Source organism: Mesobacillus persicus (assembly GCF_900109925.1).
Lineage (GTDB): Bacteria > Bacillota > Bacilli > Bacillales > Cytobacillaceae > Mesobacillus_B > Mesobacillus_B persicus.
Genome location: NZ_FOBW01000003.1, coordinates 24,996 through 46,631, shown reverse-complemented (window position 1 = coordinate 46,631; position 21,636 = coordinate 24,996). Strand labels below are relative to the sequence as shown.

The following is a 21,636-nucleotide window of genomic DNA, read 5'->3' as shown; positions in this document are numbered from 1 at the left end:
TTTCCTCCTCACTGGGGTTCGTTACGCGAACTTACGGGTTCGTTACGCGAACTCCTTGAACGTAAATATTAACCGAATCTACCGCGAGTCCAACCGTTTGGTTAAGCGTATACTTCACTTTCGATTGTACTTGATGGGCTACTTCAGAAATTTTCGTTCCATAACTTACAATAATATACATATCGATATGTACTTCCTCGTTTTCCTGGCGAACGACTACCCCGCGTGAAAAATTTTCTCTGCGAAGCATTTCAGCAATTCCGTCTTTTAGCTGATGTTTTGAAGCCATTCCGATAATACCGTAACAATCTACCGCGGCACCACCTGCAATTGTAGCAATCACATCATTAGAAATATCAATTTGTCCGTATTTTGTTTGCAATTCAATGGACATGGTCGTTCCCCCTTTTGGAAAATTGCTATAGACTACAATTATTTTACTATAAGCGCAATAAATTTAAAAGTTATTATGCCCCCATCTTATTATAGAGCAGGAATACAGCTTCTATGTCAAGGTTTTTTTCTTGATATCCTTCGATAATAGTATTGCATTCCAAAAAGTTGTATGATAAATTATTAAAGTATGTTTGACTGTCAGAAATTCCTTTTAGCTGTTCTGACGAAAAAAATGCATTCTTGCATCGAAATAGTATTAGCTTGTGTAAGTTAGGAGGGAAATAAACATGCCACGTAAATGTGTTGTAACAGGTAAAGGTACTCGTTCAGGTAACGCACGTTCCCACGCTATGAACGCAAACAAGCGTACATGGGGCGCAAACCTTCAAAAAGTTCGCATTCTTGTTAATGGTAAACCTAAGCGTGTTTGGGTATCTGCAAGAGCTTTAAAATCAGGTAAAGTTGAACGCGTATAATAAGTAGAAGCACAGCCTCTAGGGCCGTCGCTAAAGCTAGACATCAAAAAAGCACCCTTCGCTGGGTGTTTTTTTATTGATCTTTAATTCCAAAACTAAACTAAGCGATTGCCAGTCATTACCTTTATTAAAGGCTCTTTTCTCAAACTTTAAGTTTAAGCTGAATACTTAGTGCCATGGGTTATCTTTTTACAGAAAACAGCCACTAATTATGAGAAAAGAGCTTGCAAATTTAATTTTAAACGTACAAAATATCGTTCTCGCACGTTAAATTCGGCCTCAGGATTGTGACAACAATCTTATTAAAAATAAAGCACCCGCTTTATTCGGGTGCTCCATTTGAATGTAATCTTTTGTCTATTAACCCTTTTTAAATGCACCAAGCATTGCCTTGACAAGGCCACCCAACACTTTTGGCAATTTAATTGTATAAAATTTCATTCTGTCCCTCCTCACTGTCCTTGAAAACCTGAGCCGAAGAAATTTTCGCCTTTACATTATATTCAGGAAAATGAAATAATTGCTTAAAGCAGAAGACATTTCAATCATTGCTTCTTATCACCAATACTATGCCTTCTGTGAATGAAAAAGTACCAAAATCACTTACTAGTTCATTACTTATACATAGTGTGGATCCCAAAGAAATATGACAATTGTTCAAGGGATATTTAAACTGTTCGAGGGTCAAACCCTTAACTAGAGGAGTGACAGGAACGAAGGAAATATATTTTAGATTAGCCATTTTCTCAACTGTGTGGCTTCCAGGGCCTTTTACAAAAAGCTGATTTTGACGGTCAATCATTTCAATTTGTGTAGATAACCCATTCAGCTCTGCCTTTAAAAGTATTTGTACGTTTCCTAAAAAATGGTCAAGCCTGCCTCCCGTTCCTCCAAAAATGCGAATTTTCTCGGGTCCTTTAGTTAATGCCCAATCTAGTGCCAGTTCCATGTCCGTTTCGTCTTTTTCAGGCTTAAACGTGTGAAGGTTCGAAACCTCTCTTTTTATCCTCATCCACTCTTCATCCGTAACGGAATCGAAGTCACCAAAGGCATAATCGGGCTTAATGCCTGTAGCTAACAGCGTAAAGACCCCCTTATCCACACCTAACCACCAGGAATCTCCGCTATCGAATTCCTTGAGATCGGGATGGTAGTTAGCTGGTCCACCACCTAGTATATTAATAATCATTGGAAACACCCCTTGCTTGTGGAGAATGTATTAAAAGTAAAAATCTTGTCGAGTTCAGGTCATACCCCCGATGATGATGGTTTTGCTTCAATTCTTGACTAGTTTTCATTTTCATAAGCCTGATGAAGATGATTTCGCTTCGATTTCTGGGAGTTTTCATCTCATAAGCCTAAAGACAATTCCCCTTCAGTCGTCTGTTATGTAAAATAATACAAATCAACAAAAACAAGGCGTGAATTAACTATGTGAATTCACGCCAATAAGTATTATGTTTTTTTGTTACACTTCAATTCCTTTTAATGCAGCTATTGCTCGCCCTCTATCCTGCTCGTTATAGACAGCCGATCCTGCAACTAACACAGTTGCTCCTGCATCAATGCATAGCTTGGACGTTTCAGTATTTACCCCACCATCAACTTCGATCTCTAGTTCAGGATTATGCATCATAGCCATCTCTTTCACCTGTTTGATTTTAGGCAAGACAGAATGAATGAACTTTTGGCCGCCGAATCCAGGATTTACCGTCATTAACAGGACCATATCAAGGTCTTCGATGATATGTTTGATTGAGTCAACCGGCGTTGCTGGGTTTAAGACAACCCCAGCTTTTACTCCCAATGACTTTATATGGTGAATGGTCCTGTGCAGGTGACGGCTTGCTTCAACGTGTACAGTAATGTAATCTGCGCCTGCCTTAGCGAACGCTTCAATATATTGGTCAGGGTTTTCAATCATTAAATGAACATCGAGTGGCAATTTTGTAACTGGACGAATCGCTTCAACGATCAAAGGACCAATGGTAATATTCGGAACAAAATGTCCATCCATGACATCAACATGAATGTAATCTGCCCCTCCCCGTTCAACATCCTTGATTTCTTCACCCAGCCGTGAAAAATCAGCTGATAAAATCGAAGGTGCAATTTTCACCATACCTAATACCTCGGCTTTCTATCTTTAATTTCTTGTAAAAAATCTTTATAGTGTTTATAACGGTAAGCAGGGAGTTCCTCAGCTTCTACTGCTGCTTTTACTGCACACTTAGGCTCTGAAACATGGAGACATTCCCGAAACTTGCAGTCCTCACTCAACCGAGCAATTTCTGGGAAACAATACGTCAATTCAGGAGGATCAATCTCCGTGAACTCTAGTGAACTGAAACCAGGAGTATCCGCAACCAGACCATTGTCCCCAATTTTAATTAACTCGACATGACGAGTCGTATGACGACCACGACCTAGATGTTGAGAAATGTCACTTGTTTTTAAATCTAACTCTGGTCTTAATGCATTGAGAAGTGAAGATTTTCCTACCCCTGATTGACCAGCAAATACGGAAATTTTCCCCTCAAGATAAGGTGAAAGTTCCTCAAGTCCCTCGGTTGTTTCAGAAGAGGTAAAGATGACTTCATACCCTGCTTTTCGGTACTCTACAGCATATTGTTCTAGTTTGCTGAATCCTTCCTTCATAAGATCAACCTTTGTAATACAAATTAACGGTTGAATATGGTTGTATTCCACCAAAACAAGAAACCGATCAAGAAGGGTCGTACTAAACTCAGGTTCAACCGCAGAAAAGACGAGAATGGCTTGATCAACATTGGCAATAGGCGGTCGTACTAGTTCATTCTTCCTATCTTTTACCTCCATAATATAGCCATCTGTTTTATTTTCCGCCTGGTAAACGACCTCATCGCCTACGAGAGGGGTTATTTTATTTTTTCTAAAGATCCCCCGCCCACGGCACTGTACGGTTCCTTCCTCTCCAAAAACATAATAGAACCCGCTTAACGCCTTGATAATTTTGCCCTGCGGCATAGCATTACTCCTTTTGAAACTTTTTTGTTTTAGGACATCTACCCTTTGAATCTTTTTGAACAAGAGATTTGGGGGTGTTCCATCGCCCGTCATGAATTTCTACGAACTAATTAACTTCAGCACTAATCATTTGCCGGGTAAAGAACCTCATCCTCTTCAACGACCGAACCTTCTCTTTCTACCCTAAAATAAGCTTTTCCACCAGGAGCGATTGTGAAGGATAATGTTTTATTGGTTGTCTGCGTAATCTCAAATTCTTCAACGAATCCAGATCTATTCATATCTTCAATGTAAATCCTAACAACCTGTGGTTGTCCTTCTTCTAAACTTTCATCATAGAGAATCGCTATTTCCTTGGTAACCGTCCTAGGAGGCAGTTCTTCTTTCCCCTTGGAGATAACTACCTTAACTGTGCTACCTTCTTCTAATTCAATACCCGCTTTAGGCTCCTGTGAAATCACTAAACCTTCTTCAACCGTTTCATGGAATTCTTGAGTAGGTTCAATGTTTAAACCGTGACTTTTCGCGTAATCATTAAGACCCTTAGCATTAAACCCCGTTAAATCTGTTAGAGTCACTCGTTTTATTTCAGGACCTTTACTTATTGTAAACTCAAGAATGGTTTCACTAGGAACAACTGATTCCCCTTCGTCAGGATTTTGTTCAAGAATGGTTCCTGGCTCACTTTCATCAAACTCTTGAATGGGAATAATATCCTTGAAATTATGACTTTCAAGCCTGCGGACAGTCTCATCATACATCCTACCTCGATAATCAGAAAGCTCAAAGCGTTCCTTACCAAGACTAATATAAAGATCAATTTCGGTTCCCTCTTTTACCACTTTCCCAGCTTTTGGATTCGTTCGGATGATCAAACCTTCCTCAATATTGTCATCATTGATTTCTTTTTTATCCCCAATAACAAATCCAGCAGATAAAAGATCCGTTATTGCATCATCAAGCTCCTGCCCTTCTACTTCTGGAACAGCTACTTCTTTAGGACCAAACCATTCAGGTCCCATTACAACTAGCAAGAATCCAGCTAAAACTAGAAGCGCAAAAATGGATGTCAAAACAATTGGCCATTTCTTCCGTTTCTTTTTAACAGGTTTCTTTTTACCCTTTTTCTTCACATTTTCCATTTGTTCTTGTTGAGAATTTTGCTCCCCATGGACCATTGTCTCATCAAGGTTTCGATAAGGTCGCTCATCAGTTATGACTGGGATGGCTTTCGTTGCTTCACTATCCTCAGGGATGGCAAACTTACTCTCCTTTAGGCGTTCAGGATTTAGCGACGTCTCTAAATCTTGTTCCATTTCATACACATCATTATAACGATGGAAAGGATCCTTTGCGGTAGCTTTTAGGACGATATTTTCAACACTTTGAGGGATGGTTGGATTCCATCTCTTCAATGATGGTGTTTCTGATTGCAGATGCTTAAGGGCAATGGAAACCGCCGATTCCCCTGAGAAGGGAAGACGTCCGGTTAAGAGCTCAAACATAACAATGCCGAGTGAATAGATATCGGACTTATTATTCGCCATCCCACCCCTTGCCTGTTCTGGCGATAAATAATGAACGGACCCTAGGACCGAATTTGTTTGGGTAATACTAGTTGCACTCAAGGCCATCGCAATCCCGAAATCAGTAATTTTCACATTTCCATTATCGTCGATTAAAATATTATGTGGCTTTATATCTCTATGAATGATTTGATTTTGATGAGCATGGGCAATCGCCGAGGTAAGTTGTTTCATGATGTCTAATGCCTTGTCGACTTGGACAGGTGCATTCTGCTGTATGTATTGTTTCAATGTTTGCCCGCTAACATACTCCATAACTATATAGTATAAATCTGCCTCTTCTCCAACATCATAAATAGAGACGATATTTGGATGAGCAAGACTTGTTGCAGATTGTGCCTCGCGATGGAACCTTCGGATGAACTCATCATCGTTAGCAAAATCAAGTCTAAGCATTTTAACGGCAACATCCCGGTCAAGGATCTTATCATGGGCAAGATAGACATTCGCCATGCCCCCGCCACCAATAACATTTAGAACTTTATATCGTCCACTTATAATTTTCCCAATCATTGTGTGCTCACCTGCCTTCTGAGACGTTGGAATAGTACACAATTACGAGCGTGATATTATCCTCTCCGCCATTCTCGTTAGCAAGTGTGATTAGCCCAGTTGCTTTATCTTCTAAACTTTCATTATGAGTGAGGGCGCTTTTCAATTCGTCTTCCGTGACTTTGTTCGATAAGCCATCCGAACATAGTAATAGAAAGTCACCTTCCTCAAACATAATCGTTTTCGTATCCATTGCTACTGTTTCCTCGGTTCCCAATGCTCTTGTAAGAACATTTTTACGAGGATGATGCTCAGCGTCTTCCTTCGAAATTTGGCCAGAACGTACCAATTCATTGACAAGAGAATGGTCTTCTGTCAATTGCTGAAAGCCTACTTCATTTAAAATATATCCTCTACTATCACCAATATTGGCAACAGTTGCAAACAAATCTGTACAGATAGCAGCGACAACAGTTGTCCCCATTCCTTCACAATCTGTATTTTGTTTAGAATGTTCAAAAACAAGCTTATTCACATGTAGAATCTTGGTCGTTAGCCATTCCTTCGCTGCTTCCGCGGTCTCAATCTTCTCCGTTTTTTCCCATTCATCTTTTAATGAATTGATGGTCATTTCACTAGCCACGTCTCCAGCACGATGGCCACCCATGCCATCTGCTACGATGGCAAGGTGCTGACCGTCCTGGTTGATGAAAATCCCACCATTATCTTCATTATGGATGCGAACTTTCCCCTTATCTGTCATAAAAACAGCGTTCATCATGTCGTCTCTTCCTTCCGTTCCTTCGCCCTTAGTTGCCCACAGGCTGCGTCAATATCATGACCTTGTTCCCTTCGTATTGTTACATTCACTCCACGCTCTTTCAATGTCTTTTCAAATTTGAAAATCTGAGCTTTTGGAGTTCGAACATAGTCCCGTTCTGGTACATAATTGACTGGAATTAAATTTATATGACATTTTATACCTTTAACTAACTTAGCTAGTTCTTCTGCATGTTCCACCTGATCATTTACTCCGCCAAATAAGCCGTATTCAAAGGAAATCCTTCTGCCTGTCTTTTCAATATAATACTTAATTGCCTCCATGAGGTCTGGAAGCTTATAAGCCCGATTGATTGGCATAAGGCTGCTACGAATTTCATTGTTAGGTGCATGAAGGGAAATTGCAAAATTGATTTGCATATTTTCATCGGCAAACTGATAGATCTTAGGGATGATTCCACTTGTTGATACGGTAATATGTCTTGCCCCAATATTTAACCCTTTATCATGGTTAATAATTTTTAGGAAAGACATCATGTGATCGTAATTGTCAAACGGTTCTCCAATTCCCATGATAACCACAGAACTTACACGTTCGTCCGTTTCATCTAGTGCTTGTTGAACTTTTACAACTTGAGCAACAATTTCACCAGCTTCTAGATTTCTTTTCAGGCCGCCAAGTGTGGATGCACAAAATGTACAACCAATTCGACACCCTACTTGGGTTGTGACACAAACAGAATTGCCGTATTCATGTCTCATTAGAACGGTCTCGATGGATTTCCCATCTTGAAGTTCGAATAAAAACTTAATGGTTCCATCAGATGATGTTTGCTGGATAATTGTACTTAGCGTCGTTAGTATAAAGCTCTCTTCAAGTTTTTCACGAAGGGATTTAGAAAGATTGGTCATTTCATCAAAGGAAGTTGCTCTTTTCTTATAAAGCCAATCAAAGATTTGTTCCGCACGGAAGGCCTTGTCTTCATGAGTTACTAGCCATTCCTTCAATTCATCTAGCTGAAGTGAATAAATGGAAGGCTTTTCGGGTTCATAAGCTGTCGTTTTCCTCTTCGATGTTGTTGTAGCTGGTTGTTCCATTTTTAGTCCACCTTCCTTCTTAAGCAAGCAATATAAAATCCGTCTGACCCGAAGTCCTGGGGCATGATTTGCAATTCGAAATCATCAATTAAAGGACGGACAGCTTCAGGCATTCTCTCCTGAAACGCGCGATCCCCAGTATATTCAGGATTCTTTTCTAAAAATAATTGAACCGTTTCTTGATTCTCCGAACGGTCAAGGGTACAAGTACTATAAACAAGGGTGCCACCTTTTTTTAACAAAGGAGCAACAGCATCAAGCAGTGAAAGTTGAATTTCCTGTAGCCTTGTCAAATCTTCTTCTTTTTTTGTATATTTCATATCCGGCTTCCTGCGCATAACTCCTAGCCCTGAACAGGGTGCATCCAATAGAATTCGATCAAATGAAGCTGGTTCAAAATGTTCTTGAACACTGCGGCTATCAAGCTTTCTAGCGTCGATATTATCAAGTCCTAACCGCTGTGCATTTTGACCAATTAATTTCACTTTATGTTCGTGAAGGTCTAAGGATATCACCTTGCCTGAATCGTCAAGTCTCTCGGCAATATGAGTGGATTTCCCACCTGGGGCAGCACAAGCATCGAGGATGTTTTCCTCCTTTTCCACACCTAGGGCATGAGCTGCAAGCATAGAACTTTCATCCTGAATCGTTAACATTCCATATTTGAAAGCTGTTGAAGAGGCGAGATTTCCTCGTAAGCATTTAATCGCTTCTGGAAGAATCGGACTTGGCTCAACCGCAAAGCCTTCCTCCTCTAAAGCGGCAAGGCAATCCTCAACAGAGACTCTCGTCAAATTCACCCTAGCCGTTTGCATCGGTGCGGTAAGATTGATTTCACACATTTCTTTCGTTTTATCAAGTCCAAACTGATGGACCCATCTTTTGACTAGCCACTCCGGATGACTCGTTTCAATCGCCAGTCGCTCGGCTGGGTCGCTAATTGTATCTAATGAGGGAAGACCTTCTCTTTGCACACTACGTAACACACCGTTAACAACACCAGCTATTCCTTTGTGACCACGGCGCTTCGCAATTTCAACCGCTTCAAAAATTGCCGCCCGGTCCGGAATACGATCAAGATACACCATCTGATATAAGGTCATTCGGAGTAGCTGTAAAACCCAGTTTTCCAGCTTCCGACTGTCTTTAATAAATAGTTTTAGGTAAAAATCCAAAGTCAATTTCCGCTGGAGCGTCCCATAAACAAGCTCCGTAAGCAGCCCTATATCTTTTGGATCTATGTTGTTTTTTTCTATAGCATTATTTAGCAAAAGATTGCTGTAAGCTTGATTTTTTTCAATGGATTCTAAAATATCAAGCACGGCTTCTCTCACATTTTTTCGTTTACCCTTCATAACTCTCTCCTAACTTCATTCCTGCTTCTATCTGGGAACCAGCACCACGCAGAAACTGCCCTGCCTCCATCCGTTTCTTACCAGATGGTTGCAACTCCGTGATTTTAATGGCCATCTGATTGCCACTGGCGACCACGAGTCCATCTTCTTCAATCGAAAGGATGGTTCCCGGTTCGGCAGTATCTGATACTTCTAGTTTTTCTGCTTTCCAGATTTTTAAAACAGATTTGTTAAGAGTGCTGTAAGCAACTGGCCAAGGATTCATCCCACGAATGTGGTTATAGATAGCTTCCCCCGATTTTGTCCAATCAATTTTTTCTTGCTCACGCTTAATATTCCAAGCAAACGTTGCCTCGTCATCATTTTGTTTAACCGGTGTAACCTCACCCTTCAATAGTTTAGGTACGGTTTCGGATAGAAGATTAGCACCCACTGCGCTTAGTTTGTCATGAAGTGTCCCGACATTATCTGTTTCTTCAATGATTACTTCTGCCTGGGTTAAAATATCCCCAGCATCTAGTTTCTCAGCCATATACATAATCGTAATGCCCGTTTTCTCTTTGCCATTGATGATGGCATAATGGATAGGTGCACCACCACGTAGTTCCGGTAGTAAGGAAGCATGTACATTAATACAGCCGTGTTTCGGAGCATCAAGCAACGCCTTTGGTAAGATCTGCCCAAAGGCAGCGGTCACGATAAGGTCCGGCTCTAAGGCTAAAATTGGATCAAGTTCCTCTTGCTGGCGAATTTTCTCTGGTTGAAAAACAGGAATCCCTTGATTCAAAGCCTCCACTTTAACTGGAGGTGGAGTTAAAACCTTCTTTCGCCCTACCGGCCGATCAGGCTGGGTAACTACCGCTGCCACGTTATATCCATCTTCAATAAGCTGCTTTAGTACAGGTACGGAGAAGTCTGGAGTCCCCATAAAGACAATTTTGGTCATTCTTTGTTCAACTCCTCTAACTCATTTTCATCTATGTATTTGCTAACTTTAGAAGTGAACAATATGCCATGTAGATGGTCAATTTCATGTTGGATAGCTCTAGCAAGAAAGTCCTCTGCCTCCAACTCATATATTTTTCCTTTTCGATTGTGCGCACGGACCTTGACCTTGAAAGGGCGGGTCACTTCACCAAAAAGTCCCGGAAAGCTTAGACAGCCTTCTGGGCCAGTTTGTTCTCCGGATGTTTCGAGAATTTCTGGGTTAATTAGTTCAATCGTTCCATGCTGATCATCGACATCAACGATCGCGATTTGTTGATCAATATTAATCTGTGGAGCAGCCAATCCAACCCCATCAAATTCAATCATTGTATCATACATATCGTCTAAAAGCTTTCCAAGTTTCTTATCAAAAACGGTTACAGGTTTACACTCCTGCTCCAAAATATCCGCTGGATGGGTTACTAGCTTCCTTACTGTCAATTTTGTTCCTCCAATATTTCTTTACTTTGTTATATACATATTTCCACTTAATTAGTGGTTCTCATACTATTTTGGCTGTTTGTTGTTATTTAGTAATGATTCGCTGATTCAGTTTTTTATATTAAAAAGGTCTTTTGTACATTTCTAAGCGTTTTTTGTTTTTACATTGTTATTGTGTCTGAGACTTTGTACGAAACCGGTTGATTGGAGCGGAAGGCGCTTGACTCCTGCGGGAGTAGCGGGACAGGTGAGACCTCGCAGGAGCGCAAGCGACGAGGAGGCTCACCGCACGCCCCGCGGAAAGCAAGCACCTGGAGCGGAAATCAACCTCTCCTTGTTCAACCTTTTAGAAAACAACCTTTACATTAAAATATAAGGATTTAAATCCATTGAGATCTGCAGGCTTCCGGATGCTGTTTCTTGCTGGTAATGGTCCAATATTGATTTTAATGACGTCCTTAGTTCTGGTTCCTTTTTGTATTTTATCAGACATTGATATCGATATCTATTTTTGATCCTTGGGATTGGCGAGGCTACAGGGCCAAGAATAACCGCCTCCGATGAAAGCCGAGAAGAGATAAATCGAGTGATTTTTTCAGTAACGGAAACAGCCTTCATTAATTCTTCATGACTCACTGTTACTAATGAAAGATAATAAAAAGGTGGGTACTTATGGACTTTTCTCGCCATCATCTCCTGATTATAGAAGCGATCATAATCTTGAGGACCCGCTAATTCAATACTGTAATGCTCTGGAGTATACGTCTGAACCACCACTTCACCTGGAAGCTCATGTCGCCCGGCTCTTCCACTCACCTGAGTTAGGAGCTGAAACGTTTTTTCCGAGGACCGGAAGTCAGGAAGATGGAGCATCGTATCTGCGCTTAAAACTCCAACAAGTGTGATATTCGGGAAATCTAATCCCTTGGCAATCATTTGAGTCCCTAGTAAAATGTCGGCTTCTCCCTCTTGAAAGGCATTCAAGAGCTTTTCGTGGGACCCTTTTCGTCCAGTGGTATCGACATCCATCCGAATCACACGGGCCTCTGGCAAAAGCTTCGTTAACTCTTCCTCCACTTTTTGTGTCCCTGTTCCAAAATATCGGATGTGTTCACTTGTGCATTCGGGGCAAGTTGTTGGGACCTTTTCTTCATGTCCGCAATAATGACACTTCATGAGGTCCTGGAAACGATGATAGGTAAGCGTAATTTCACAGTTTGGACAGTTGACGACAAACCCACAATCCCGACACATGACAAATGAAGAATGGCCTCTTTTATTTAGAAACAATACCGTTTGTTCCCCTTTTTCTAACCTGTCTTGAAGTTTTTCAAACAGGTTCCGGGAAAACATGGACCGATTGCCTTCACGTAGTTCTTCCCTCATATCGACAATATCGACTGTAGGCAGTGGCTGTTCATTCATACGTTTTGGAAGGTTAAGGAGCGTATACACTCCCTTCTGAGCCCTTGCGAACGACTCTAATGAAGGGGTAGCACTACCAAGAACGACTGGACAACCATGGGTCGATGCACGTTGAATCGCAACATCTCTGGCATGATAGCGTGGGTTTTCCTCCTGTTTATAGCTCGTCTCATGTTCTTCATCAATAATAATAATTCCAAGGTTTTCAAAAGGAGCAAAAATGGCTGAACGTGCCCCCACTACTACCTTTACTTCTCGACGCTGAATTTTCCGCCATTCATCGTATTTTTCTCCAGCGGAGAGTCCGCTGTGCATCACCGCTACCAAATCCCCAAACCGTTCTTTAAATCGTTTCACCATCTGTGGGGTCAACGAGATTTCAGGTACAAGAACAATTGCTTCTTCTCCCTTATTAAGTACACGTTGAATCGATTGAAGATAGATTTCGGTCTTTCCACTCCCTGTGACTCCATAAAGCAAAAAAACTTCATGACGATCATCCTCAATCGATGAAAGAATCGGGGTAATTACTTGTTCTTGAGCGTTAGTAAGTGGTAACGGCTCATGATGCGCAAATTCCCGTTCACCATAGGGATCTCGATAAACCTCAATATATTTTTCACTAAGCAGACCTTTTTTTACCAATGTTTTTACTGTTGCTTGTGAAGCTCCTGTTGCAGAAAGCAGGGTTCGCATGTCTACTTGATCATCATGATTCTCTAAAAAATATTCGAGCACCACTTTTTGTCCCTTTGCCTGTGGTGTAAGACAGTCGATTTCCACTTGCAACTCGGATCGATTTAAAGTGGCCTTAATATGCTTTAATCGCTTCTTTCGCAATCGGTCTTTTACTTGGTAAACAACCTCAACCAAGCCCCTATCTGACTCTTTCTTCAAAAGTGCAACAAGATTGTTATCAACAACCTCTTGCCAGCCTATTTCTGTAGCCCCATTAAACAGGGTCTGAATTTCCTCTTCTAACTCATTCCGTTTACGATCATCAGGTAAAATAACCTTCTTTTCATACTTTGCTTTTAAAGCAGCCGGAAGCATCACCTGAAAGGCCGAAATTTTATAACAAAGCGTATGCTCTGTCAACCAATCTCCAAGTGTAAGCAACTCTTTATTTAGAACTGGAGTCAAATCCAGTGGTTCAACAATTTCCTTGAGCTTTTTGAAATCTGATTCTGTTTTTATACCTGTTACAAACCCTTGAATATTTCGGGGCCCAAACGGGACATTCACTCGAACTCCCGGGACAACAACATTTTCTAATCGTTGAGGAATTAGATAATCGAATGTCTTATCTGTTTGTTTTGCTGGTACATCCACAATCACACTAGCAATCTTCATTTCTGCTCGTCCTTCTCAAGTTCGTGACTAATCTCTGTTAACAATTGAGTAGCCACTTCATTTTTCGTCATTAATGGCAATTCTGTCACTTTTCCATCCCGTTTAAAGATTGTAACGATGTTTGTATCAAACCCAAACCCAGCACCAGCTTGTGTTACATTATTCGCGACAATCATATCAGCGTTTTTCTTAGCCAATTTCTTACGTGCATACTCCTCGACATCATTGGTCTCTGCTGCAAAGCCAACTAACACTTGATGAGTTTTTCTTTGACCAAGCTCTAAAAGGATATCCTTCGTTCGCTCTAACTCTAACATTTGCCCGCCTTCTTGTTTTTTCACCTTACTGTCATAGCTGGTTTTCGGGCGGTAGTCAGCTACTGCTGCGGTTTTAATAACAACATCGGCCGATTCAAATCTATCAAGCACCGCGTGGTACATGTCTTCCGCACTTTCAACATGTATCGTTTCAATCCCAGCTGGCGGAGTAAGAGCAACGGGACCGCTGATTAAGCAGACTTTTGCCCCCATTTTCTTTGCTTCGGTTGCAATCGCATAGCCCATTTTTCCTGTTGAATGATTTGTCAAAAAGCGCACTGGATCAATTTTTTCTCTAGTTGGGCCAGCCGTAATCACGATTGTTTTCCCGTTTAAACGTTTATTAGGAACACTGAAGCGATTTTGAAGCAATGAGACAATTGTTTCTGGCTCCTCTAATCTCCCTTTTCCAACATATCCACACGCTAAATAACCTTCACCTGGTTCAATGAATTCATAACCAAAATCAGCTAGTAGGCTCATGTTTTTCTTGACAGCTGGGTGGTCATACATATGAACATTCATCGCTGGAGCAATCCAAACTGGCGAAGTTGCAGCAAGGATTGTTGTCGTTATCATATTGTCAGCAATTCCATTAGCTAGCTTTCCAATTGTATTGGCTGTCGCTGGAGCAACTAAAATTAAATCCGCCCAGTCAGCTAAATCTATATGAGCAATAACCTGTGGATTTTTTTCATCAAATGTATCAGTAAATACTTCATTCCTTGACATCGCTTGAAAGGTTAGAGGTGTAACAAATTTGGCTGCCGACTCGCTCAAAATAACCTTTACTTCAGCACCTGCTTGCGTTAATTTGCTCGTAAGCGCCACAGCTTTGTAAACCGCAATTCCCCCAGACACACATAGCACTATCTTCTTCCCGTTCAGCATCCTAATCCCCCCAATTTGCTCGCCTATTTCTAATTTTTATTATGATTGAACAAGCTGTTTTTTTCACCTATTAAAACCAATCGTTTACAAAATAATCTTAAATTCTAGTGTAAAGAACAAAAGCGTAAATTATAAATTCCTAACAATAAAAAAATAACAACCTAAAATAGGTTGTTATTTAGCTGCATATAAAGCATCCTGGTCCGAAGCTGTTGTATGGTAATGTAGCTTATCAGCATCGATTTCCTCGAGCGCCTTGCCAACAAATTTATGGGAGACATATTTATCAAGGAGTAGGTTTTGTTGCAATTGCATATTTCTTGCACGCTTAGCTGCAACAGACACTAATGAATATTTTGAATCAATCTTAGTTAACAAAGAATCAATAGAAGGATTTAACAAATCAATCGACCTCCAGCATTTTTTTATAACGATATTGAACTCTTTCCCTGCGACAATGTTCGGCAACGACAATCGATTTTACACGCTCACAAGCTAGTTCCACTTGGTCGTTTTCAACGACATAATCGTATAATTCCATCATTTCAAGCTCATCACGAGCTGCTTTCATCCGACATTGAATCAGTTCGGCCGTTTCTGTCCCTCTTATGGTAATTCGATTCTCGAGTTCAGACAGACTTGGTGGTGCGAGGAAAATAAAAAGTCCTTCTGGGAACTTCTTTCTCACTTGACCGGCTCCCTGAACTTCAATCTCTAAGAAGACATCTTTTCCCTCATCCAATGTTTTCCTTACATAATCTACGGGGGTGCCATAATAATTACCTACAAACTCTGCATACTCAAGCAGTTGATCGTTCTCTATCATTTCTTCAAACGCTTCCCTAGTTTTGAAGAAATAATCGACCCCATCGACTTCGCCTTCCCTTGGTTTCCTCGTTGTTGCGGAAACAGAATATTCAAATGAAGTATCCGGCTGGGAGAATATTTCTTTTCTGACTGTTCCTTTTCCAACTCCTGATGGTCCGGAAAGAACGATCAATAATCCTTTTTCTTGCATTAATTAAATCCTACCCTTCATCCAATATATCATCGCGGTCATTTAATCGAGCTGCCACCGTTTCCGGCTGTACGGCAGATAAAATGACATGATCACTATCCATAACTATCACTGCCCGCGTACGTCTTCCATAGGTTGCATCAATTAATGAACCCCTATCCCGGGCATCTTGGATAATCCGTTTAATCGGTGCTGATTCTGGACTAACAATTGAAATAATGCGGTTGGCTGAAACAATGTTGCCAAAACCGATATTTATAAGCTTAATCCCCATGATGGCTCCCCCAATATCATTCTTTTATTTTGCCCCTATAGGAGGCTTCCTAAACTTTACTCAATATTTTGTACCTGCTCTTTTACCTTTTCAAGCAAACTTTTCATTTCCACTACTTCCATAGCGATTTTTGAATCATTTGCCTTTGAGCCGATGGTATTAATTTCTCGATTCATTTCTTGAAGTAAGAAATCTAATTTCCGACCAATCGGTTCCTGTAAAAGGAGAATTTTAAAGAATTGCTCTATATGACTCTCAAGCCTTGTAAGTTCCTCATTTATATCCGCCTTATCAGCAAAAACAGCTACTTCTGTTAAAATGCGTGTTTCATCTAATTGGCCACCAACAAAGTCAGCCATTTTTTTCGTCAACCTATCACGGTATTGTTCGACAACAACAGGAGCAAATTGTCTTACTTTATGTGCACGCTCTTGTAAAAGTTGGATATTCGCTTTTACATCCGTTTCAAGTGCCTTTCCCTCTAGAAGCCTCATCTGCAATAACTCTTCCTTCGCTAGAGAAACGGCTTGCAACACAAGTGTTTCTAACTCTTCATTTGCAGCCTCTTTCTCTTCAACTTGAATAAGCTCTTGCCGACTGACTAACTCTTGGAGCGTCACCTCACCGGTTAAAGAATATCTATCCTTAATTTCAGTTATGTAGTGGAAAAATTGATCAAGGACCTCCCAATCAATGTGGACTCCTCGGTTAACAGCCGCTTGACCTTCAAGCGTCACAAAAACCTCAACTCTTCCTCTCTTAATATGTGTGGCGAGGTTTTTTTTCAAGTTGGCTTCAATCTTTAAAAGCTGGTTTGGCATTCGGATATGGAACTCACAAAAACGATGGTTGACCGTCTTAATTTCTACAGTCACCCCGAATTGCCCCACTTCCATCTTACCTCGACCAAAGCCGGTCATACTTACGACCATGCATAACACATCCATTCTCTTAGTGTCGCTCTCTCCATTTCTATTTTAGAAAGAAGACAGCAAAAAAGAAAGGCAATAGAGACAACTCTATTACCTTACGGATTATATCATATTCTTCTTTGATTTACTTGCTAAAAATGATCCAGCTAGTAAAAAAGTCGGTAAAGCGGACATTCCGATAATTAATAACCAATCTTTTGGCACAATGCTTACCGTGTGGAAAATCGGTTGAAGTGGTGGATAATAAATGACACCTAATACCATGACAAGAGACGAAATGACAGCCCAAACTAAGTATTTATTTCCGAACGGATTCCGTGCAAAAATTGATTTTTCACTACGACAATCAAAGACATGTATCAATTGTGCAAGTACAAGGGTTGCAAAGGCAACCGTCTGAGCATAGGCAAGATCGTCGGGATTTTTATGATATGCAGTCATAAACGCAATCAGTGTAGCAATCCCAATTAAGAACCCTCTAGAGATGACTTTCCAGCCAAGCCCTCTCGCAAATACCCCTTCCTTTGGATGTCGTGGCCCACGCTTCATCACATTGTCCTCAGGTCGGTCTAGTCCAAGAGCCATCGCTGGCAAACCATCTGTTACTAAGTTCACCCAAAGAATCTGGATCGGAACTAGCGGTAATGGCAAGGCAAGTAGCATTGCAAAAAGCATGACAAGAATTTCTCCAACATTTGAAGCTAGAAGGTAACGAACGAATTTCCTGATGTTCTCATATATATTTCTTCCTTCTTTTATTGCTGCCTTAATGGTTGCAAAATTATCATCGAGGAGGACGAGAGACGACGCTTCTTTCGCCACATCGGTACCCGTAATCCCCATGGCAACCCCAATATCTGCCGCTTTAATTGCTGGAGCGTCATTGACTCCATCCCCTGTCATCGCAACAATATGCCCCTTGTTTTGAAGGGCCTTCACAATTTTAAGCTTATGTTCAGGAGACACACGGGCAAAGACTGTTACTTCATCCACAACATCTTCCAGTTCTTCGACCGTTAGGCCAGAAAGAGTTGCTCCGTCCATGACCTTACTTCCTCTTGTAAGAATCCCCAGTTCAGTAGCTATCGCTTTCGCGGTAATCAGATGATCCCCGGTAATCATGACGGTTTTTATCCCTGCGTCACGACATTCTTTAACAGCCTGTTTCACCTCTGGCCTTGGCGGGTCAATCATCCCCTGCAGGCCGATAAAGGTTAAATCTTTTTCTGCTTCTTTTTCACTTAAAATGATATTATTTCCTGGTAACGGCTTATACGCGATCGCAATCGTCCTTAAAGCCTTTTCAGCTAATCCATCAATCGCACCTTGAACCTTTTGTGACATCTCTTTCGTCAACGGCTGCTGCTTATCTTCCCACAGGATGGATTGGCTATGGCCAATTAGGACATCCGGGGCTCCTTTTGTGACAATAAACTGACGACCATTTTTATCCTTAACGACTATGCTCATCATCTTCCGCTGTGAGTCAAATGGAAATTCATTCACAATTTCGAACTGATTTGATAAGCCTTCCCTTGTTAAACCTGCTTTCATTGCGGAAACCAAAAGCGCTCCTTCGGTAGGATCCCCGTCAATGACCTTTTCACTATTTTTTTCAATCAGATTCGCATGATTACAAAGCATTCCAAAGGTTAAGAGCTGTTGAAGAGGTTTTACTCTATTTGGATTCACTTGGTTCCCTTCCGAATAAAACTCCCCTACTGGATTATACCCAACCCCATCGACCGTCCATGTGTTCCCTCCGCTCCAAGCGTGGGTAACGGTCATTTTATTTTGAGTTAATGTCCCTGTTTTATCGGAACAAATAACGGATGCACAGCCAAGCGTTTCAACGGCAGGAAGCTTACGAACAATGGCCTTTTGCTTAATCATTCTTTGGACCCCAAGCGACAAGGCAACCGTAACAATTGCTGGTAGACCTTCAGGAATCGCTGCTACCGCGAGCGAGACCCCAGCTAGGAACATTGTATAGAGATCATGGCCCTGTAAGACCCCAACCCCAACCACGAGAACTGTCAGTAATAAGGCGACGGTAATTAAAATTTTCCCAAGCTGCTCGAGGCGACGTTGTAATGGCGTCTCCATCGTTTCTGCACTTTGCAGTAATCCGGCAATTTGCCCCATTGCTGTTTTCATTCCAGTGGCTACAACAACTCCGACACCATTTCCTCTTGTCACGAGCGTACCCATAAAGGCCATATTCTCCATATCCCCAATTCCAGGGTTTGGAGTTCTTAAACCGTCTGTATGTTTTTGTACTGGTACCGATTCACCAGTAAGAGCCGACTCCTCGATTTCTAAGCTCTTTGCTTCAATTAATCGAACATCTGCCCCAATACGGTCACCACTGGAGAATTTTATTATGTCTCCTGGTACAACATCCTTAGATAGAACTTTCCCCCATTTGCCATCCCTAAGGACCATTACTTGAGGAGCGGACAGCTCTTTGAGGGCATCGAGTGATCTTTCTGCTTTTCGCTCCTGAAAAAAACCGAGGAACGCATTGATGACAACAATGGCAATAATGGCAATCGCATCAACAACTTCGCCTAGGAGCCCCGATATCAAAGTAGCTCCAAGCAGGACCAAAACCATAAAATCTTTAAATTGATTAAAGAAAATCAGTAAGGCAGACGGCTTTTCGCCTTCCTCCAATGCATTTAGCCCGTGCTGCTTTTGGCGCTTTATTACTTCCCTTTCTGCAAGCCCTTCTGTAAAATCAGTGTCTAGGACTTCAACTATTTCTCTTTCATTCATTTCATGGAACTTCATCGGGCCAACTCACTTCCCCTTTCAGCGACATTCATATCAGTCGTAAATACTCTAGTGAAAGCTTATTCAGCCCTGTCCAAAAAAATGCTATGATGATAGAGAAGAAAATGAAAAGGATGTTTTGCAATGTCATTTGACGGACTATTCACACGAGCGGTAACCAATGAACTCACCACGAAATTAAAAGGTGGTCGGGTAAATAAAATACACCAACCATATAAAAATGAAATACTGATGGTCATCAGAGCAGGCAGCGTCAATCACAAACTCCTACTCTCAGCCCATCCAAACCATGCCAGAGTACAATTAACCAATGAACAATATGAAAACCCAAGTGAACCACCGATGTTTTGCATGCTGCTTCGAAAGCATCTCGAAGGGTATATTATTGAGGATATTCATCAAGTCGGCCTCGACAGAATCATTATTTTTGAGGTAAAAGGTCGAAATGAAATTGGGGACCTATCGTACAAACAACTGATTGTTGAAATCATGGGTCGACACAGCAATATTGTTCTTGTTGATAAAGGACGGAATATGATTCTTGACAGCATCAAACATGTCTCATTTGCCGTAAATACTCATCGTGCCATCCAGCCTGGACAAGAATACATCATGCCCCCAGCGCAGGAAAAACAAAATCCATTTGAGGTAGATGAGCAAGGGGTTTTGCGCAGTATCGATTTCAATGCTGGTCTTTTAGATAAACAGCTTGTTCAGAGTTTTGCTGGTCTTTCCCCACTGGTAGCAAAGGAAATCGTTTACCGGGCCGGGTTGGCAAACCGAGTAACACTTCCAAAAGCCTTTTTGTCGCTTATGACTGAGCTGAAAGATCATCGTTATCAACCATCCATTATCTCGGCTAAAGTGAAAGAGTATTTCTCTTTCACTCAGCTTGAGCACTTGGACGGAGAGGTAAAGTCCTTTGAGGCAACTGGAGAATTACTGGACCGCTACTATTTCGGTAAAGCGGAACGGGATCGGGTCAAACAACAAGCCAATGACCTAGAACGACTGATTTTAAATGAAAAAGATAAGAACGAGAAAAAAATTAAAAAGTTGGAACGCACGTTAGTCGAAGCAAAAAACGCTGATAAATACCAGCTCTATGGAGAGTTATTAACAGCTAATTTATATGCTGTCGAAAAAGGGATGAAGGAAATTAGTGTAGTGAATTACTATTCTGAAGACGGCGCTAGCATAACCATCCCGTTGGATACTAGGAAATCGCCTTCTGAAAATGCACAAAAGTATTTTACTCGCTATCAAAAAGCGAAAAACGCGTTGATTATTGTTGAAGAACAAATTCAACACGCTCGCGAAGAGGTTACTTATTTCGAAGGACTTCATCAGCAAATTGAAGCAGCCTCTCCAAAGGATATTCAGGAAATACGAGATGAATTAGTTGAAGGCGGCTACATCAGGCAGAGGCAAAAACGCGGAAATAAAAAGAAACAGGTAGTTAAAGTCGTCTTAGAACGCTACACCTCGTCAGATGGGACGGAAATTCTTGTCGGCAAGAACAACAAACAAAATGATTATCTAACCAATAAAGCAGCAGCTAGGGATGATATCTGGTTCCATACAAAGGATATCCCTGGATCCCATGTGGTTATTCGAAGCAAGGAGCCTTCCAAGCAAACGATACTCGAAGCAGCGGGACTCGCAGCGTATTTTAGCAAAGCTCGTAATTCAAGCTCTGTACCTGTCGATTTCACAAAGGTACGTCATGTTAAAAAGCCAGCTGGCGCCAAGCCAGGCTTTGTCATCTATGATCAGCAGCAAACGGTTTATGTGACTCCAAACGAGGATGCGGTCTTGGCGTTAAAAGAGGGGAAGAACTGAGTTTTACAAAGCGTGGAGTGCTTAATCCTTTGTGATTAGGTTCCACGCTTTTTTTTGATAATCCGATTAGTATAACCAGTACTTGTGTCCTCGCTTGGATTAGTTTTTTCTGCGTTTTCCTAAAAAAATACGTCAACAACCTCTCTTGGTGCAGTTTTTTCTGGTGTTTGC

20 protein-coding genes are annotated in these 21,636 nt (G+C 41.3%); 2 read left to right on the top strand and 18 right to left on the bottom strand.

Features of this window, described 5'->3' with window-relative positions:
• Positions 1-31: 31 nt before the first annotated feature.
• Entirely contained in the window at positions 32-394 is a 363-nt protein-coding gene (locus BMX30_RS05395) for an Asp23/Gls24 family envelope stress response protein (RefSeq protein WP_090741938.1), read from the bottom strand.
• Positions 395-683: 289 nt separating this feature from the next.
• On the opposite strand from BMX30_RS05395, the gene rpmB reads away from it, so the two are divergent.
• A complete protein-coding gene (gene rpmB, locus BMX30_RS05390) occupies positions 684-872 on the top strand; it encodes a 50S ribosomal protein L28 (RefSeq protein WP_090741936.1) in 189 nt (62 codons plus the stop codon).
• 360 nt (positions 873-1,232) lie between these two features.
• Here the strand turns inward: rpmB and spoVM are convergent, their stop codons facing one another.
• The 17 genes from spoVM to BMX30_RS05300 form a co-directional block, all read right to left on the bottom strand.
• On the bottom strand, positions 1,233-1,313 hold the full coding sequence (gene spoVM, locus BMX30_RS05385; RefSeq protein ID WP_034302035.1) for a stage V sporulation protein SpoVM: 81 nt from the start codon (positions 1,311-1,313) through the stop codon (positions 1,233-1,235).
• A 100-nt stretch (positions 1,314-1,413) separates the two neighbouring features.
• Positions 1,414-2,061 (bottom strand): thiamine diphosphokinase, encoded by a 648-nt coding sequence (locus tag BMX30_RS05380; protein ID WP_090741934.1) that lies wholly within the window; start codon positions 2,059-2,061, stop codon positions 1,414-1,416.
• Positions 2,062-2,340: 279 nt separating this feature from the next.
• Positions 2,341-2,994 (bottom strand): ribulose-phosphate 3-epimerase, encoded by a 654-nt coding sequence (gene rpe, locus BMX30_RS05375; protein WP_090741932.1) that lies wholly within the window; start codon positions 2,992-2,994, stop codon positions 2,341-2,343.
• A 2-nt stretch (positions 2,995-2,996) separates the two neighbouring features.
• The gene (gene rsgA / locus BMX30_RS05370; protein WP_090741930.1) at positions 2,997-3,878 is read right to left on the bottom strand and encodes a ribosome small subunit-dependent GTPase A; all 882 of its coding nucleotides are present in this window, start codon (positions 3,876-3,878) and stop codon (positions 2,997-2,999) included.
• Positions 3,879-4,000: 122 nt separating this feature from the next.
• A complete protein-coding gene (gene pknB / locus BMX30_RS05365; RefSeq protein WP_090741928.1) occupies positions 4,001-5,977 on the bottom strand; it encodes a Stk1 family PASTA domain-containing Ser/Thr kinase in 1,977 nt (658 codons plus the stop codon).
• Between the two features lie 7 nt (positions 5,978-5,984).
• Complete coding sequence (locus BMX30_RS05360) at positions 5,985-6,734, bottom strand: Stp1/IreP family PP2C-type Ser/Thr phosphatase (protein WP_090742708.1); 750 nt, start codon at positions 6,732-6,734, stop codon at positions 5,985-5,987.
• On the bottom strand, positions 6,734-7,834 hold the full coding sequence (gene rlmN, locus BMX30_RS05355) for a dual-specificity RNA methyltransferase RlmN (RefSeq protein WP_090741926.1): 1,101 nt from the start codon (positions 7,832-7,834) through the stop codon (positions 6,734-6,736). Before rlmN ends, BMX30_RS05360 begins: the two co-directional genes overlap by 1 nt.
• Positions 7,835-7,836: 2 nt before the next feature.
• A complete protein-coding gene (rsmB, locus tag BMX30_RS05350) occupies positions 7,837-9,189 on the bottom strand; it encodes a 16S rRNA (cytosine(967)-C(5))-methyltransferase RsmB (RefSeq protein WP_090741924.1) in 1,353 nt (450 codons plus the stop codon).
• Positions 9,179-10,135, bottom strand: coding sequence for a methionyl-tRNA formyltransferase (gene fmt / locus BMX30_RS05345; protein WP_090741922.1), 957 nt, complete (start codon positions 10,133-10,135; stop codon positions 9,179-9,181). Before fmt ends, rsmB begins: the two co-directional genes overlap by 11 nt.
• The gene (def, locus tag BMX30_RS05340; protein ID WP_090741921.1) at positions 10,132-10,617 is read right to left on the bottom strand and encodes a peptide deformylase; all 486 of its coding nucleotides are present in this window, start codon (positions 10,615-10,617) and stop codon (positions 10,132-10,134) included. The genes fmt and def overlap by 4 nt, the downstream gene beginning before the upstream one ends.
• A gap of 360 nt (positions 10,618-10,977) precedes the next feature.
• A complete protein-coding gene (gene priA, locus BMX30_RS05330) occupies positions 10,978-13,395 on the bottom strand; it encodes a primosomal protein N' (protein WP_090741919.1) in 2,418 nt (805 codons plus the stop codon).
• A complete protein-coding gene (coaBC, locus tag BMX30_RS05325) occupies positions 13,392-14,603 on the bottom strand; it encodes a bifunctional phosphopantothenoylcysteine decarboxylase/phosphopantothenate--cysteine ligase CoaBC (RefSeq protein WP_090741917.1) in 1,212 nt (403 codons plus the stop codon). The genes priA and coaBC overlap by 4 nt, the downstream gene beginning before the upstream one ends.
• A 174-nt stretch (positions 14,604-14,777) precedes the next feature.
• Positions 14,778-15,005: a DNA-directed RNA polymerase subunit omega gene (gene rpoZ / locus BMX30_RS05320; protein ID WP_090741915.1), complete on the bottom strand. Its 228-nt coding sequence runs from the start codon at positions 15,003-15,005 to the stop codon at positions 14,778-14,780.
• A 1-nt stretch (position 15,006) separates the two neighbouring features.
• Entirely contained in the window at positions 15,007-15,621 is a 615-nt protein-coding gene (gmk, locus tag BMX30_RS05315; protein WP_090741913.1) for a guanylate kinase, read from the bottom strand.
• Positions 15,622-15,631: 10 nt separating this feature from the next.
• On the bottom strand, positions 15,632-15,895 hold the full coding sequence (remA, locus tag BMX30_RS05310) for an extracellular matrix/biofilm regulator RemA (RefSeq protein ID WP_090741911.1): 264 nt from the start codon (positions 15,893-15,895) through the stop codon (positions 15,632-15,634).
• Positions 15,896-15,951: 56 nt separating this feature from the next.
• Positions 15,952-16,827 (bottom strand): YicC/YloC family endoribonuclease, encoded by an 876-nt coding sequence (locus BMX30_RS05305; RefSeq protein ID WP_090741909.1) that lies wholly within the window; start codon positions 16,825-16,827, stop codon positions 15,952-15,954.
• A gap of 102 nt (positions 16,828-16,929) precedes the next feature.
• Positions 16,930-19,620, bottom strand: coding sequence for a calcium-translocating P-type ATPase, SERCA-type (locus BMX30_RS05300; protein ID WP_090741907.1), 2,691 nt, complete (start codon positions 19,618-19,620; stop codon positions 16,930-16,932).
• 126 nt (positions 19,621-19,746) lie between these two features.
• Here BMX30_RS05300 and BMX30_RS05295 point away from each other — a divergent pair, with 126 nt between their 5' ends.
• Complete coding sequence (locus BMX30_RS05295) at positions 19,747-21,465, top strand: Rqc2 family fibronectin-binding protein (protein ID WP_090741905.1); 1,719 nt, start codon at positions 19,747-19,749, stop codon at positions 21,463-21,465.
• The last annotated feature ends 171 nt before the right edge of the window (positions 21,466-21,636 follow it).